Genomic DNA, 14,240 nt, shown 5'->3' on the forward strand with positions numbered 1-14,240 from the left:
TGATGGATGGTGCAAAAATGGATCAATCCCAAAATTTACCTTGCTCGTTTGTTATTTTTGGAGCAACAGGGGATCTTGCGGCACATAAATTGTTACCAGCCTTGTTTGATCTGGAGCATGCCGGTCGCTTGGCTGATAACCTTTCCATCATTGCTTTTTCACGGCGGGAATGGACAACGGACGATTGGCTTGAATATGTACGTTCGATACTGAAAAACAAACTTGATCAGCCGTCTTGCCAAGCGTTACTGGAACGTTTTCTGGCGCGCTTTCGTTACTTGCGAGGGGATCTTAAAGACGTAGATTCCTATCACGCACTTGCTGCGGACATAGCACCTGGATCAGCCTGTTCTCGCACAGTGTTTTATCTGGCAATCCGTCCAGCTGATTTTGTAACGGCAATTAAAAATCTCAAAGTTGCTGGTTTGAATGAGCCACGCGGTATGAATCGAGTGGTCATCGAAAAACCATTTGGGGAAGATCTGGAATCGGCACAAGTGCTGAACCGCGTATTACACCAGTATTTTGATGAAGAACAGATTTATCGTATTGATCACTTTCTGGGTAAGGAAACAGTACAAAATCTGCTGGTTTTCCGGTTTGCCAATACAATAATCGAGCCATTGTGGAATCGCAATTTTATCGACCATGTGCAAATTACGGTTGCGGAGTCAATTGGTATTGAAAAACGCGCAGGCTATTATGATCGCGCAGGAGCATTACGTGATATGTTGCAGAATCATCTCATGCAACTGTTAACTGTGGTAGCAATGGAGCCTCCGCCTGCCCTGGAAGCAGATGCGTTGCGTGATGAAAAGGTCAAGGTGTTGCGTTCGATTCGCCCGATTGCTAAACGCGCGGTGCATGCACATGCAGTACGCGCACAATATACACATGGCAATATTGACAGACAGCCAGTGGTGAGTTATCAACAGGAAGAAAACGTTGAGCCGGATTCAATTACTGAAACTTTTGCTGCAGCCAAATTCTATATTGATAATTGGCGTTGGCGCGGTGTTCCATTTTATCTGCGAACAGGAAAACGTATGCCCAGGCGGCATTCAATGATTGCGATTCGTTTCAAACACCCTCCGCAGCAACTTTTTCGCGAAACACCACTGGAATCAATCGATCCTAACTGGGTATTGTTGTCGATTCAACCGGAGGAATCCATGCATATGGAAATTCACGTTAAACAACCAGGTTTGGATATGAATACCCGCGTAATACAAATGAATGCAAGTTTCCTCAGGACGGATGAGCAAACGCTTGGTGCCTATGAAACCTTGCTGCTGGATGTAATTGAAGGCGACCGTTCATTGTTTATTCGCTTTGATGAGGCCGAATGGGCATGGCGAGTCATTGATCCGATCCTGAAATTCTGGACAGTCGAGCGTGAATATATTCCGACTTATCCTGCCGGCAGCTGGGGGCCGGCTGAAGCCAACCGATTGTTTGACAGTGATGATCAGGTTTGGCGTAATGAGCTTTAACGGGTATAGGAAAAACAAGCGCCCTTCTTCATAGGAACCGAATGAATGTACCGGGAAACGATTTGGTCGTCAATCTGACCGGGAAGTCACCCGAAATTCTTAAATTTATTTTTAATAAGCAGCAAAAAGTGTTGGTTTGAGGCTCTTTTCCGATATTTGCGTGAAAGATACTCAAGAGCAAAGGTCAGCTCCAGTGATGAAGAAAACTGATAGGAGCGAGCACGCTATGGAAACGAATGAGGTTGAGCCTTGGCCTGGGAACTAACGCGGCCAACCGCCGATTACAGTGGCGCCAACGCTGTATCCGTTCCCATCTCGGCCAGGCAGGTCATCCCCTCCCCCTCTATAAACGCGGCGTGGCGGGTCAATGCTTCCATGATGCGCTGGATGATCCGGCTGAGCAGGCTTTGCTACTGCTCAGCCGGCGGTGACCGTGCGCCGTGGAATTCCGTCGCACCATTCTAGACACGGTAAACGCCGTCAAGCACGAGACAATGCAGATGAATATTGAGATTAGCAGCCGAACCGAAACGGTGAATAAGTGTAATCGCACCAGTCTGTGCTTTGGATCGTTTCAATCCAGCCTGCTTGTTCAGAAAAATTGAGGTGGCACGGTGAATCACCTGCAATACCGGTGCGATTAAGCGCGGATGAGCGGCTAACAGGTGGCGTAGCGCCCTTGAAATCAATCGGCTTGGACGAAACGGAAATTCCCTTCATTCAGGCATTGCTCGATTAAATCCTGCGAGTCTACTGGTGTCAACGTGTTGGAGCAAGATTACGTGTGAATTCGAACCATTTACACACCATCATTGGGTCAGTGTCGAAGCGGCGGCACGGCGGTTTCCTCAAACAGCTTGCGTACCGCGTCGGCATCGTAGCGATACGTGTGATTGGATAGGTCGTCGTGAATCTCGACAACGCCTTCGGCGGCCAGTATCGATTCGACCTCCGCGCGCCCTAGGCTGCGCAGCATGGTATCGATCTTTTCGGGATCGACCGGCCAGCGATGAACGACCGGACGCGCTTCAAACACCCGGACCTCTTCTTCATGGAACAGTCGCGTGAGCAGAGTAGTGGCGTCGAGTGTGCGCAACTCATCGCCTGAAACCGTGTCAGCGAGCTGGTTGATACGTGACCAGCCATCAGGATCTCGCCGGTCGGCATCGGGCAGCTTTTGCAAAAACAGACCAGCGGCGCCATGCGCATTGGCGGACAACCACAACGCAGCGGGTTGTTGTTCGGACTGCACGAGGTAGTGCTGGAATATTGCGGCAATGGTGTCGCCTTCAAGTGGCACAAAACTTTGGTAGGGCTGTTGCAGGCCGGGCGCGTCGAGCGTAAGCAGTAGTCGGCCCGAGCCCAGCAGCGCCGCCTCGCTGGCTGTCGACAGCGTCTCGTCGGCCTTGGCGTAGCCGCGCAGGTTGAGGGCTTCGGTGCAGTCGACCACCAACAGTTTGAGCCGCCCGTTGCCTTGCAGCTGGAAGGTCAGCCGTCCGGGTTGCTTCAGATTGCCGGTCATGATCGCGGAGATCGCCGCCAGTTCACCGAGAACATCACGCACACGCGGCGCGTAGGCACGATCGCGCTGCATCTCTCGCCACACATCGTTGAGCTGAACGAAAGCGCCACGGATATCGAGCGCTTCAAAAAAGAATCGCTGGACGAAACTGTCGTGCGTGCTCATTCGCCTTGGCCTCCGCGCAAGGCGGTGGCGTAACGCGCAGCGTCAAAACCGACGAGCAAGACGCCTTCTTCGGTGTCGATGACGGGGCGTTTGATGAGGCTGGGGTGTGCCGCCATAAGGGCCACGGCGTCGGCATCGTTGTCGATAGTTTTATCCGTATCGTTAAGTTTGCGCCAGGTGGTGCCGCGGGTATTGATCAGTTCGCTGCGCGCGGCGCGTGTGAGCCATCGAGTCAGTGTCGCTGGCTCAATGCCGTGTTTCTTGTAATCATGAAATTCATACGTCACATCATGTGCGTCCAGCCACGCAAACGCCTTTTTCATGCTGTCGCAGTTGCGAATGCCATAGATGCGGATCATGTTATGCCTCACTTTTTCAGCGCGCGCGTCAGCGCATCGCCAAGCGAACCGGTTTTGCCCGATTCACTGGATTTGTGGGCCAGCTTCTGCTTCTGCGGCGCGCGGCGTGGAGGGGCCGACGGGCGGTTCCCGCCTTCGACGCACTTGGCTGGCGTGTCGCCGAGTCGCATAGTGAGCGCCACGCGTTTTCGCTGAACGTCCACCTCCAGCACCTTCACCTTGACCACATCGCCCGCGCTGACGATGGCATGCGGATCCTTGACGAAGCGCTCGGCAAGCGCGGACACATGCACCAGTCCGTCCTGATGCACGCCCACATCGACGAAGGCGCCGAAGTTGGTGACATTGGTGACCACCCCTTCGAGTAACATGCCGGGCGCCAGATCGCTAAGTTTTTCCACGCCCGCACGAAACACCGCCGTCTTGAACTCGGGGCGCGGGTCGCGCGCGGGCTTGTCGAGTTCGCTAAGGATGTCGCGCACCGTCGGCTCGCCGAAGCGATCGTCCACATAGCGGCGCGGATCGAGCGCCTTGAGGACGGCGGAGTCGCCCATCAATTCCCGAACCTTGCGCTGAACATCACGCAGAATCTTTTCCACCACCGGGTAGGCCTCCGGGTGCACGCTGGAGGCATCGAGCGGATTGTTGCCACCGGCAATGCGCAGGAAGCCAGCCGCCTGCTCGAAGGTTTTTGCGCCGAGACGCGGCACGGCCTTGAGCGTATTGCGATCCGAAAAGCGGCCGTTGGCATCGCGGTAAGCGACGATGTTCGAGGCCAGCGTGGCATTGAGGCCGGAGATACGCGTAAGCAATGGCGCGGAGGCAGTGTTGACGTCGACACCGACGGCGTTGACGCAGTCTTCCACCACCGTGTTGAGCATGCGTGCCAGGCGCGCCTGATTGACGTCATGCTGATACTGACCGACACCGATCGACTTGGGATCGATCTTGACCAGTTCGGCGAGTGGATCCTGCAGCCGGCGCGCAATCGACACCGCGCCACGCAGACTCACGTCGAGATCGGGAAACTCGTCGGCCGCCAGCTGCGAGGCGGAATACACCGAGGCGCCCGCTTCGGACACCATCAGACGGGTGAGTTTGAGTTCGGGGTGACGCGTGGCGAGATCATCCGCCAGTTTTTCGGTCTCGCGCGAGGCTGTGCCGTTGCCGATGGCGATCAGATCGGCACCGTGGGCGGCGGCCAGACGCGCCAACGTGGCAATGGCACCGTCCCAGTCGCGGCGGGGCGCGTGCGGGTAGATGGTGGCCGTGTCGAGCAGCTTTCCAGTGGCATCCACCACCGCCACTTTCACGCCAGTGCGCAGTCCGGGGTCAAGGCCGATGGTGACGCGCGGGCCGGCGGGCGCGGCGAGCAGCAGATCCTTGAGGTTGCGCGCGAACACGCCGATGGCTTCTTCGTCGGCGCGCTCGCGCGTGGCGTTCATCAGTTCGAGTTCGAGGTGCACAGAGATCTTGACTGTCCACGCCCAGCGCACGGTGTCGAGCAACCAGCGATCGGCGGGACGGCCGGCGTCGCGGATGCCAAAGCGTGCCGCGATGCGTTGTTCGCAACGGCCGAGCTGCCCGTCGGGCCGGGTTTCGGGTAACTCGATGCTGAGGCGCAACACGCCCTGATTACGTCCGCGTAGGAGCGCGAGAAAGCGGTGAGAGGGGATGGTTTTGAGCGCCTCGGAGAAGTCAAACCAGTCGCGGAATTTTTCGCCTTCCGCCGCCTTGTCTTCGACCACGCGAGAGACCACGCGGCCGTCTGCCTGCAGGATGCCGCGCAGCGTCTCAAGCAGCATGGCGTCTTCGCCGAACTGCTCGACGAGGATCAAGCGCGCGCCATCAAGCGCAGCTTTGACATCGTCGACCCCGCGTTCGGCATCAACGAAGTCGTGCGCCGCGTGCTCGGGGTTCAGATCCGGATCGTTGAGCAATGCATCGGCGAGCGGCGCCAGACCCGCTTCGCGCGCGATCTGCGCCTTGGTGCGGCGCTTCTGCTTGTAGGGCAGATAGAGGTCTTCAAGCCGTTGCTTGGTGTCGGCGGCGAGAATCGACGCGCGCAACGCATCGGTCAGTTTTTCCTGGCCGGCGATGGCGTCGAGCACCGTCTCGCGGCGCGCATCGAGTTCGCGCAGGTAACCGAGTCGGTCTTCGAGTGCGCGTAACTGGGTGTCGTCGAGCGCACCCGTCATCTCCTTGCGGTAGCGCGCAATGAAGGGCACGGTAGCGCCTTCGTCGAGCAGGCGGACGACCGCGCTGACTTGCTTCTGACTGATTTTCAGTTCGGTGGCGAGGCGGTTTTCAAGCGATGGCAACATGGCAGCAGAAGTCAATAAAAACGAGGCCGATTTTGACGAGGCATCTCGGCTGCAAAGTATCTCAGTCACACGCTGGCAGGACAAGTCGAGGTGCGCTGAGTCGGAATGCGGTGATCGTGCCGACGTGTTAGGGTATAGCAAAAATAAACGCCCTTTCTCATAAGAATCAAATGTACCGGGAAACGGTTTGATCGTCAATCTGACCGGAAAGTCGCCCGAAATTCTTAACCATTTGTTTTCCTGATTAATTACTTCTCTCAGAAGTTTTGTAGAATCTACAAATTGCGAAGAAATGTAGCAAGATCAGAGGAGAATGACAATGGCGATGAATAAAATTCAATTTCAGGCAGGCCTGTCACTGCATGAATTTCTACATCAGTATGGCACGGAAGCACAATGTGAAGCAGCATTGTTTGCTGCGAGGTGGCCACATGGCTGGGGATGCCTGCGCTGCGATGGGGCGCGATACTCCTGTACTCATAACGGCCGCAAGCTATGGGAGTGCCTGGATTGTGGCTACCAGTGTTCTTCAATTGTCGGCACCGTGTTTGAAAATACTAAATTGTCGCTAAAGACCTGGTTTCTGGCGATTTACTTGATGACGCAAAGCAAGAATGCGGTCAGTGCGTTGGAACTCAAACGTCAGCTGGGGGTAAGTTACAAAACGGCATGGTCGATCAAGCATAAGCTGTTACAGACCATGCTGCTGCGCGAAGAAGAACGCCGTCTGGATGGGCGCGTGGAGGTTGACGATGCTTATCTGGGAAGTGCAAGGCCGGAAAAGTGCGGCCGAGGCGCGGCAAGTAAGACGCCATTTGAAGCGACAATACAAACAAACAGCGAGGGGAAGCCACTTTATATACGCTGCTTGACTCCCGTAGCGGGTTTTACATGTGAAGCCCTCAAACAATGGTCGGCTGAATGTCTGTCATCTACTTTGTGGGAAGTGGCAAATCTGCTGTACAGCGTGCCGAGTTTCGCTGAGTCAACACGCTTCCTGTCAATTTCAAGACTGCCCTGAGCGGAACCTACCATGCATTCAACCACGCTAGGTATGCACAGCGCTATCTTGCAGAATTCTCCTATCGCTTCAATCGCCGCTTTGATTTGGCTGCCATGGTGCCGCGATTGCTGCTCGCCACCGCAACGACAGAACCTCTTTCGATCGGTATATTGAGAAGTTCTGAGACAGGGTAACTAAATCAGGAAAACAAATGGTTAAGAATTTCGGGCGGCTTCCCGGTCAGATTGACGATCAAACCGTTTCCCGGTACATTTGGTTCTTATGAGAAAGGGCGTTTATTTTTGCTATACCCCTCAAGTATCAGTCCGAGAAGATCTTCCCGGGCTGTCGACTGATTGACATCCACGAATACCTGATGAAGAAGAACATCAAATTCGATTGCGTTTCAGGTGTCAGATACATGTACCACGAACCCTGCCGCGCTTCGCTAACAGTGGCGGCATCGAGCAGGTGCTGCTGTGAACCGTTCGCTAGTCGATTCGTCGTTCGACGCCTATCCTAAGAGTAGGCTTTTAATTTTTCCAACCCCGTAAGGAGAGCATCATGGCTTTGCATATTGGAGACACCGCCCCGGATTTCACTGCAGAAACCACCGAAGGCACAGTCAAGTTTCATGAGTGGATTGGCGACAGCTGGGCGGTACTGTTTTCGCACCCGAAGGATTTCACTCCGGTGTGCACCACCGAACTGGGCTATATGGCCCGTCTGCAGCCCGAATTTGAAAAGCGCAATACCAAGATCATCGGCTTGTCGGTGGATTCACTCGAAGACCACAAAAAGTGGATTCCCGACATTGAAGAGACACAGAACTGCACCGTCAGCTATCCGCTGATCGCCGACACCGATCTGAAGGTCGCCAAGCTCTACGACATGCTGCACCCCAACGCCGACGGCGAAACCAAATCCCGCACCGCGGTCGATAACGCCACCGTGCGCTCGGTCTTCATTATCGGGCCAGACAAGAAGATCAAGCTCATGATCACCTACCCAATGAGTTCGGGGCGTGACTTCAACGAAATTTTGCGGGTGCTCGACTCGTGCCAGCTTACCGCCGAGCACAAGGTCGCCACGCCGGTAAACTGGAAAGCGGGTGAAGACGTCATCATCGCCCCGTCGATCAAGGACGAAGAGGCACGCGAGAAGTACCCCGATGGCTGGAAGACGGTCAAGCCCTACTTGCGCATCGTCCCCTCACCCAAGTAAGCAGAGGCCGCGGGCGCGGAACCCGATGAACACTCGCCCGAAAAAATGGAAATACTGCGCGTACTCGGCGCCGACGTGCGCCTGGTGCCGCCCAAATCCTACAAGGACGACGAGACAACTATCAGAAGATCGCCGGCTGCTTCGCCGCTGAACTGCCCGGTGCAATCTGGGCCAACCAGTTCGACAATACCGCCGACTGCGACGCCCATTTCGACACCACCAGCCCCGAAAGCTGGCACCAAACCGCTGCCTTCACCTGCGCCACTGGTGAAGGCAGCGCAGGTGAAGGCAGCGCGCTCTACAACTCGATTTTAAGGATATCGAACGGGTAGCTCTTTAGGTACCTGAGAGCTGAGGTAGGTCATCCCCTCCTCCTCTATAAGCGCGCCGTGGCGAGTCAATGCTTTCATGATGCGTTAGATGATCCGGCTGAGCAGGCTTTGCTACTGCTCAGCCGGCGGTGACCGTGCGCTGTGGAATTCCGCCACACCATTCTGGACACGGTATACGCCGTCAAGCACGAGACAATGCAGATGAATATTGAGATTAGCAGCCGAACCGAAACGGTGAATAAGTGTAATCGCACCGATCTGTGCTTCGGATCGTTTCAATTCAGCCTGCTTGATCAGAAAAGCTGAAAGACCGTCAGTTTCTCATGGACGCAGCTTGTACTGTACAACGCAGGCGTAAGAGCCCATGGGCTAGAATGCTACATTCATACGCAGCTGCCGTCGGGTAGGGATATTCCCCGCAGCGGCTGCGCAGGATCGTTCTCCAGCCCTTGTTGTGATGTGCTGCTACTTTAGCTGAGTATTTGCTGCCATGTCAGCGACCTGTCTGTAAGAAAATTTACTCGTGCCCAAATCTTGAACGAGCTAGTATAGGGTATAGGATGGCTTCCTTCGCGCAGAGCTCCCTCACCGTAGATATGATTTTCTACTGACACGAATTGAGCTGATTTTTGCGGGCTGTTTTGGTAGAGTTGGTTGCGGGATATGACCGTCGCCACAAAATTATGTAGTTTCGGTATTATCCATATTCTGGAATACTTAACTATTACAACGTTATTCACAAGCATTGATTCAATGCACGTGAATCAAAAAACACTAGGTTTAATGATGTCTGCATTTTTTTCTTTCTATATTGACAACCAAATCATACAAAGCTGTGTGTTGCTCACAGTTTTTTTGTTGTTGCGAATTTTCCTTGTCTATCTGATCAAACGTAAAAGGGCAATCCTGACGGAGAGTCGGCGACATTGGATTACTATTGTGAAAAATTTCAGCTGGCTGATGATTGTTTTTGGCTTACTTACGGTCTGGTGGCCAGAACTGAGCAATTTTGCTATTTCAATTGCCGCCGTTACCTTGGCACTAGTAATCGCAACAAAAGAATTGATTCTTTGTTTTAGCGGGGCAATGCTGCGTGCAGGCACGGGCGCATTTACTATCGGCGATTGGGTAGAAGTGGGGTCGCATAAAGGGGAGGTTATTGACTACGATATGTTTTCTACAACATTGCAGGAACTGGACAAGCCTCCCAATGATTACAGTTTTACGGGCAAAACAATTCTGATGCCAAACAGCGTCTTTTTATCCGAATCGATAAAAAACCTTAATTTTTCCAAACGTTATATCTTTCACCGTTTTGATATCATCACTGAACCTCACTTGAACATTCAGGATATCCAACAATGGATTGTCGCCGAACTCGATCATATTTCTGGTGATTTTATTGAAATCGCCCGGCGCTACAATGCTTTTATTGAGAAAAGAACAGGAGTGGATATTCCGGGGCCGGAACCACGGATCATGATCAGCACAAACGAATTAGCCAAGCGTGTAATTACTGTGATTATTTTTTGCCCTACTGAGAAAGCCGCAGAACTGGAGCTGCATATTACTCACGGTGTACTGGAACGGATTTATCAAACAAGAAAATAATCACCAAAATAACCACCACTTAAGAAATGAATATGCTTGCAAATACCTGAAATCATAGATTAATACTCCTGTGAACTATTTCCAACCAGGTGCTTTTTGGTGATGATTAAAACAATAAAGATGCAACTAGTTATGTAAATTCCGGCTAATTCCTCTGTGCTCCGTCCTTCCTACTGAAAATAGTATAGAGGCATATTCAAGTTTAAGCATTCATCACCAGAGAATCAATCCTTAGAATTCGTTCAAAGCCCTTCCTGATTAGTATTAACGACTTAAGCTTTAAAGATTATCGTGAGTAAAACAACCGAGTCTTCAACTGCCTTAACTGAATGCTGCTCATCAGGCATTAAATGCAATAATTGGCCAGGCATCAACACTTGTATTTCGCCCATTGCAGTAAACTCTATTTTCCCATTTATGCAATGAACAATAATTGGTCCTGATACTTTGTGAGTTGGAAATTCTTTACCGGCTAGAATAACAAGGCGAGCAAGTTCCATTTCATCTGTTTTTACAATTACTTTAGTTTGTTCATTAGGCATATCTTGCGCCCAGGTTTCCAAGTCAACAATTTCAGCTGGTGATGCGTGATGTGTAGCCATGACTATCTCCTAATAGGTTTATGTATATTGGTCCTACCCAACAAAAGCAGAATGTAACGGCGCTTTTTGCAGTCTAAGTTTATAGCTTTATTAGCAGGATTGGCGGGCATGGATCGTGCCGGTGCCGTCGAATTCCCAGGTGAAATTTACGCCCACGCTGCTTGTAGACTCCTTCATCTTCTCGAAGTTTTCTTTCTGTTGTTCGCCTTTGAACTCGTCTTTTGTTATCACCAGATGGATGATCACCTCCTCATCCGGAACCTTGTGCTTGACCACAAGTCTCCAAAAATTCCATGAAGTTGCGCATCCCTCTCAAAGTTGTAGTAACAGCCATGGTTCTCATCACATTCAATTTGTGCACGGGCACATTTGTAGATTTGATGAAACAGGAAATTGAATTCTGTTACGTAGTCCTTCAGGTATGGAGTCATTAATGCAATATCACTGACCTGATCTGTTCAGGCTATTGAGACTTGCTTTTGTTCAAAGTACTCGGAAGCCGTTTAGAGCGCGACCTGGCACTGCCAGATCTCGAATCACTCCCACTCGATGGTTGCTGGTGGTTTGCCTGAAATATCGTAAACGACTCGGTTGATGCCCCGCACTTCATTGATGATGCGGTTGGAGATTTTAGCAAGCAAGGTGTAGGGTAATTCTGCCCAGTGCGCGGTCATGTAGTCTTCGGTCTGTACGGCACGTAACGCGATGACATACTCATAACTGCGGCTATCTCCCATGACACCGACTGATTTAACTGGCAGAAAAACAGCAAATGCCTGGGCAGTTTTTTCATACCAGCCGGAATACTTGAGTTCTTCAATGAAAATGGCATCTGCCTGGCGGAGTAATTCTGCGTATTCGTATTTAACCTCACCCAGTATCCGCACACCCAGACCCGGTCCGGGAAAGGGGTGACGAAACACCAGGTCTCGTGGCAAACCCAGCGCTAGACCAAGTTCCCGCACTTCGTCCTTGAACAGTTCGCGCAGTGGTTCCAGCAGCTCCAGGTGCAGTGTATCGGGCAGGCCGCCAACGTTATGATGCGACTTGATGGTGCGGGCTTTTTGCGTTTTGCTTCCAGCCGATTCGATGACGTCAGGATAGATGGTTCCTTGTGCCAACCATTTGGCGTCATCAATCCTGGCAGCTTCCTGTTGAAATATTTCCACAAACTCCCGGCCAATGATGCGCCGCTTCTGTTCCGGATCAGAAGTACCTTGTAAACGTTCCAGAAATTGACGACGTGCATCGATATGGATCACATTCACCGCAAGATTACGGCTGAATGTCTCCATTACCTGCTTGGCTTCATGTTGTCTCAATAGGCCGTTATCAACAAACACACAAGTTAGCTGATCACCAATAGCACGGTGGATCAGTGCTGCCGCAACCGAGGAATCCACTCCACCCGACAGTCCGAGGATAACCCGTTCGTTTCCGACACGGGCACGAATACGCCCAATTGCCTCATCGATATAATTCGGCATATTCCAGTCGCTACCTGCCTGACAGATGTCGTGTACGAATCGATCCAGAATGGCGCATCCCTGCAGGGTATGCGTCACTTCGGGGTGAAACTGCAAGCCATAAAACTGGCGCGACTCGTCTGCCATCGCAGCAATCGGGGTAGCTGCATTGTGAGCGATAATGCTGAATCCTGGTGGTAGCGCATCGACCCGGTCGCCATGGCTCATCCAGACATCGAGAATCTTCTGGCCTCCGGCATTCACGCGATCCTGTATGTTCTCAAACAGCCTGCAGGGCTCGACCATTAATTCGGCGTAGCCAAATTCACGTGCAAGCGCATTGGCAACCTTGCCATTCAATTGATCGGCCATCGCCTGCATACCATAGCAAATACCCAGCACTGGTACACCCAGCTCAAATACGATTTGTGGTGCGCGAGGGGCGTTTTCCGTAAAGGCGGAAGCAGGTCCGCCGGAGAGGATGATGCCAATGGGCGCCATATCCTGAATAATTTGCGGATCGACATCAAATGGGTGAATTTCACAATAAACGTTAGTTGCACGAATACGGCGAGCAATAAGCTGCGTATATTGGGAACCAAAATCCAGAATGAGTACAGTTGAATGCATGGTCGGCTACCTACTCAACATGATAATTGGGTGCTTCCTTGGTAATCTGTACATCATGAACATGTGATTCACGTATACCTGCAGAAGTAATTTCGATAAATTCAGCCTTGTTGTGCATATCCTTAATAGTGCTGCAACCGAGATAGCCCATACTCGAACGTACTCCCCCCATCAATTGGTGAATAACATTGGCCAGTGTACCTTTGTAGGGAACCCGTCCTTCCACGCCTTCCGGCACCAGCTTCTCATTTTTGTTGCGTTCAGCTTCTTGAAAGTAGCGATCACTGGATCCCTGCTGCATGGCCGACAATGATCCCATTCCACGATAACTTTTATACGCCCTGCCCTTCAGCAGTTCAACCTCACCAGGAGATTCCTCGGTACCGGCCAGTAACCCGCCCAGCATCACCGTATCGGCGCCTGCCGCAATGGCCTTGGCGATATCCCCGGAATAGCGAATCCCGCCATCGGCTATGATTGGCACGCCTGTCCCCAGCAATGCCTTGGCCACATTATCAATGGCAGAAATTTGTGGAACCCCAACTCCGGCAACGATTCGGGTGGTGCAGATCGATCCGGGGCCAATTCCGACCTTGACTGCATCCGCACCATGTTCCACCAGTGCCCGCGCCGCATCTGCGGTAGCAATGTTGCCTGCAATTACCTGAATCTGCGGGAAGTGTTTCTTAACCCATTGAACACGGTCCAGCACGCCTTGGGAATGCCCGTGCGCGGTATCGACGATAATCACATCTACTCCGGCTTCGATCAGCGCTTCCGCACGTTCATCGCTGCCCTCTCCAACGCCAATCGCTGCACCGACACACAGGCGCTCCAGGCTGTCAGTGTTGGCATTAGGATGCTCGGTGGTTTTGGTAATATCCTTAACGGTAATCAATCCACGCAATTCGAAATTGTCATCCACAACCAGTAGTTTTTCCAGCCGGTGTTTGTGCAACAGCGCCAGTGCATCGGCCTGAGACACACCTTCACGCACCGTTACCAGTTTTTTTCTGGGTGTCATGATATTGCGGATCGGTTGATCAAGATTGGTTTCAAAACGAAAATCCCGGTTGGTGACAATGCCAACCACTTTTTTACCTTGAACTACCGGCAGTCCGGAAATATTATGCTGCCGGGTCAGTTCCAACACCTTGCGCACCGTCATATCCGGTGAAATGACAATCGGGTCTTTTACTACACCGCTTTCAAAACGTTTAACCTGCGCGACCTGTGCAGCCTGTACTTCGATCGGCATGTTTTTGTGGATGATGCCGATTCCCCCTACCTGGGCGATGGCGATGGCAAGTGGCGCTTCCGTCACGGTATCCATCGCGGCAGAAACAACCGGAATGTTAATGGTCAGCTCACGTGTCAGTTTTGTGACAAGCTTGACATCTTTTGGTAAAACTTCGGAATGAGCGGGAACCAGCAGGACATCGTCGAATGTCAGTGCTTTCTGGAGCAGTCGCATGGTAACGATCCTTCACAAAACGTTATTATAACGGA

General features: G+C 52.1%; 14 protein-coding genes and 3 pseudogenes. 7 read left to right on the plus strand and 10 right to left on the minus strand.

Annotation, left to right across the window (positions count from 1 at the left end; translation table 11 throughout):
• Positions 1-2 precede the first annotated feature (2 nt).
• Positions 3-1,493: a glucose-6-phosphate dehydrogenase gene (gene zwf, locus NSMM_RS09885; RefSeq protein WP_245654761.1), complete on the plus strand. Its 1,491-nt coding sequence runs from the start codon at positions 3-5 to the stop codon at positions 1,491-1,493.
• Between the two features lie 236 nt (positions 1,494-1,729).
• Positions 1,730-1,924, plus strand: coding sequence for a hypothetical protein (locus tag NSMM_RS09890; RefSeq protein ID WP_090287045.1), 195 nt, complete (start codon positions 1,730-1,732; stop codon positions 1,922-1,924).
• A gap of 30 nt (positions 1,925-1,954) precedes the next feature.
• On the opposite strand, the gene NSMM_RS15710 is transcribed toward NSMM_RS09890, so the two are convergent.
• Positions 1,955-2,071 carry a transposase gene (locus NSMM_RS15710; protein WP_176753932.1) on the minus strand — a complete coding sequence of 39 codons (117 nt, stop codon included), beginning with the start codon at positions 2,069-2,071 and terminating at the stop codon, positions 1,955-1,957.
• Between the two features lie 23 nt (positions 2,072-2,094).
• Here NSMM_RS15710 and NSMM_RS16135 point away from each other — a divergent pair, with 23 nt between their 5' ends.
• Positions 2,095-2,232: a hypothetical protein gene (locus NSMM_RS16135; RefSeq protein ID WP_218121078.1), complete on the plus strand. Its 138-nt coding sequence runs from the start codon at positions 2,095-2,097 to the stop codon at positions 2,230-2,232.
• Between the two features lie 78 nt (positions 2,233-2,310).
• On the opposite strand, the gene hslO is transcribed toward NSMM_RS16135, so the two are convergent.
• From hslO to NSMM_RS09910, 3 genes are read right to left on the minus strand one after another with little or no spacing between them, the layout of a single operon-like run.
• The gene (hslO, locus tag NSMM_RS09900) at positions 2,311-3,180 is read right to left on the minus strand and encodes an Hsp33 family molecular chaperone HslO (protein ID WP_090287049.1); all 870 of its coding nucleotides are present in this window, start codon (positions 3,178-3,180) and stop codon (positions 2,311-2,313) included.
• On the minus strand, positions 3,177-3,539 hold the full coding sequence (locus NSMM_RS09905; protein WP_090287051.1) for an ArsC family reductase: 363 nt from the start codon (positions 3,537-3,539) through the stop codon (positions 3,177-3,179). The genes hslO and NSMM_RS09905 overlap by 4 nt, the downstream gene beginning before the upstream one ends.
• An 8-nt stretch (positions 3,540-3,547) precedes the next feature.
• A complete protein-coding gene (locus NSMM_RS09910) occupies positions 3,548-5,863 on the minus strand; it encodes a Tex family protein (protein ID WP_090287070.1) in 2,316 nt (771 codons plus the stop codon).
• Here NSMM_RS09910 and NSMM_RS16140 point away from each other — a divergent pair.
• The 3 genes and pseudogenes from NSMM_RS16140 (at position 5,862) to NSMM_RS09920 (ending at position 8,090) form a co-directional block, all read left to right on the plus strand.
• Entirely contained in the window at positions 5,862-6,026 is a 165-nt protein-coding gene (locus NSMM_RS16140; RefSeq protein WP_218121079.1) for a hypothetical protein, read from the plus strand. The genes NSMM_RS09910 and NSMM_RS16140 overlap by 2 nt on opposite strands.
• 156 nt (positions 6,027-6,182) lie before the next feature.
• Positions 6,183-7,060, plus strand: a pseudogene (locus NSMM_RS09915) (IS1595 family transposase).
• 370 nt (positions 7,061-7,430) lie between these two features.
• Positions 7,431-8,090, plus strand: coding sequence for a peroxiredoxin (locus tag NSMM_RS09920; protein ID WP_090287053.1), 660 nt, complete (start codon positions 7,431-7,433; stop codon positions 8,088-8,090).
• Between the two features lie 98 nt (positions 8,091-8,188).
• Here NSMM_RS09920 and NSMM_RS15715 read toward each other — a convergent pair whose 3' ends face one another.
• Positions 8,189-8,329 carry a hypothetical protein gene (locus NSMM_RS15715; protein WP_176753933.1) on the minus strand — a complete coding sequence of 47 codons (141 nt, stop codon included), beginning with the start codon at positions 8,327-8,329 and terminating at the stop codon, positions 8,189-8,191.
• Positions 8,330-8,593: 264 nt separating this feature from the next.
• Positions 8,594-8,695 (minus strand): annotated as a pseudogene (locus NSMM_RS17270) (transposase); the annotation flags it as partial.
• 486 nt (positions 8,696-9,181) lie between these two features.
• Between NSMM_RS17270 and NSMM_RS09935 the strand changes: the two are divergent.
• Complete coding sequence (locus NSMM_RS09935; RefSeq protein ID WP_218121080.1) at positions 9,182-10,033, plus strand: mechanosensitive ion channel family protein; 852 nt, start codon at positions 9,182-9,184, stop codon at positions 10,031-10,033.
• Positions 10,034-10,305: 272 nt separating this feature from the next.
• Here the strand turns inward: NSMM_RS09935 and NSMM_RS09940 are convergent, their stop codons facing one another.
• The 4 genes and pseudogenes from NSMM_RS09940 to guaB all read right to left on the minus strand — a co-directional run bounded on the left by NSMM_RS09940 (position 10,306) and on the right by guaB (position 14,205).
• A complete protein-coding gene (locus NSMM_RS09940) occupies positions 10,306-10,635 on the minus strand; it encodes a cupin domain-containing protein (RefSeq protein ID WP_090286596.1) in 330 nt (109 codons plus the stop codon).
• A 90-nt stretch (positions 10,636-10,725) separates the two neighbouring features.
• Positions 10,726-10,914 (minus strand): annotated as a pseudogene (locus tag NSMM_RS09945) (MIT C-terminal domain-containing protein); the annotation flags it as partial.
• Positions 10,915-11,171: 257 nt separating this feature from the next.
• Complete coding sequence (gene guaA, locus NSMM_RS09950; protein ID WP_090287058.1) at positions 11,172-12,731, minus strand: glutamine-hydrolyzing GMP synthase; 1,560 nt, start codon at positions 12,729-12,731, stop codon at positions 11,172-11,174.
• A gap of 10 nt (positions 12,732-12,741) precedes the next feature.
• Positions 12,742-14,205 (minus strand): IMP dehydrogenase, encoded by a 1,464-nt coding sequence (gene guaB, locus NSMM_RS09955; protein WP_090287060.1) that lies wholly within the window; start codon positions 14,203-14,205, stop codon positions 12,742-12,744.
• Positions 14,206-14,240 lie beyond the last annotated feature (35 nt).

The organism is Nitrosomonas mobilis (assembly GCF_900103035.1).
Classification (GTDB): Bacteria; Pseudomonadota; Gammaproteobacteria; order Burkholderiales; family Nitrosomonadaceae; genus Nitrosomonas; species Nitrosomonas mobilis.

Coding starts and splice junctions, on each gene's coding strand:
- guaA (WP_090287058.1), bottom strand. CDS start 12,731: ATGCATTCAACTGTACTCATTCTGGATTTTGGTTCCCAATATACGCAG.
- guaB (WP_090287060.1), bottom strand. CDS start 14,205: ATGCGACTGCTCCAGAAAGCACTGACATTCGACGATGTCCTGCTGGTT.
- NSMM_RS09910 (WP_090287070.1), bottom strand. CDS start 5,863: ATGTTGCCATCGCTTGAAAACCGCCTCGCCACCGAACTGAAAATCAGT.
- NSMM_RS09890 (WP_090287045.1), top strand. CDS start 1,730: ATGAGGTTGAGCCTTGGCCTGGGAACTAACGCGGCCAACCGCCGATTA.
- NSMM_RS16140 (WP_218121079.1), top strand. CDS start 5,862: ATGGCAGCAGAAGTCAATAAAAACGAGGCCGATTTTGACGAGGCATCT.
- zwf (WP_245654761.1), top strand. CDS start 3: ATGGATGGTGCAAAAATGGATCAATCCCAAAATTTACCTTGCTCGTTT.
- NSMM_RS09940 (WP_090286596.1), bottom strand. CDS start 10,635: ATGGCTACACATCACGCATCACCAGCTGAAATTGTTGACTTGGAAACC.
- NSMM_RS09905 (WP_090287051.1), bottom strand. CDS start 3,539: ATGATCCGCATCTATGGCATTCGCAACTGCGACAGCATGAAAAAGGCG.
- hslO (WP_090287049.1), bottom strand. CDS start 3,180: ATGAGCACGCACGACAGTTTCGTCCAGCGATTCTTTTTTGAAGCGCTC.
- NSMM_RS09920 (WP_090287053.1), top strand. CDS start 7,431: ATGGCTTTGCATATTGGAGACACCGCCCCGGATTTCACTGCAGAAACC.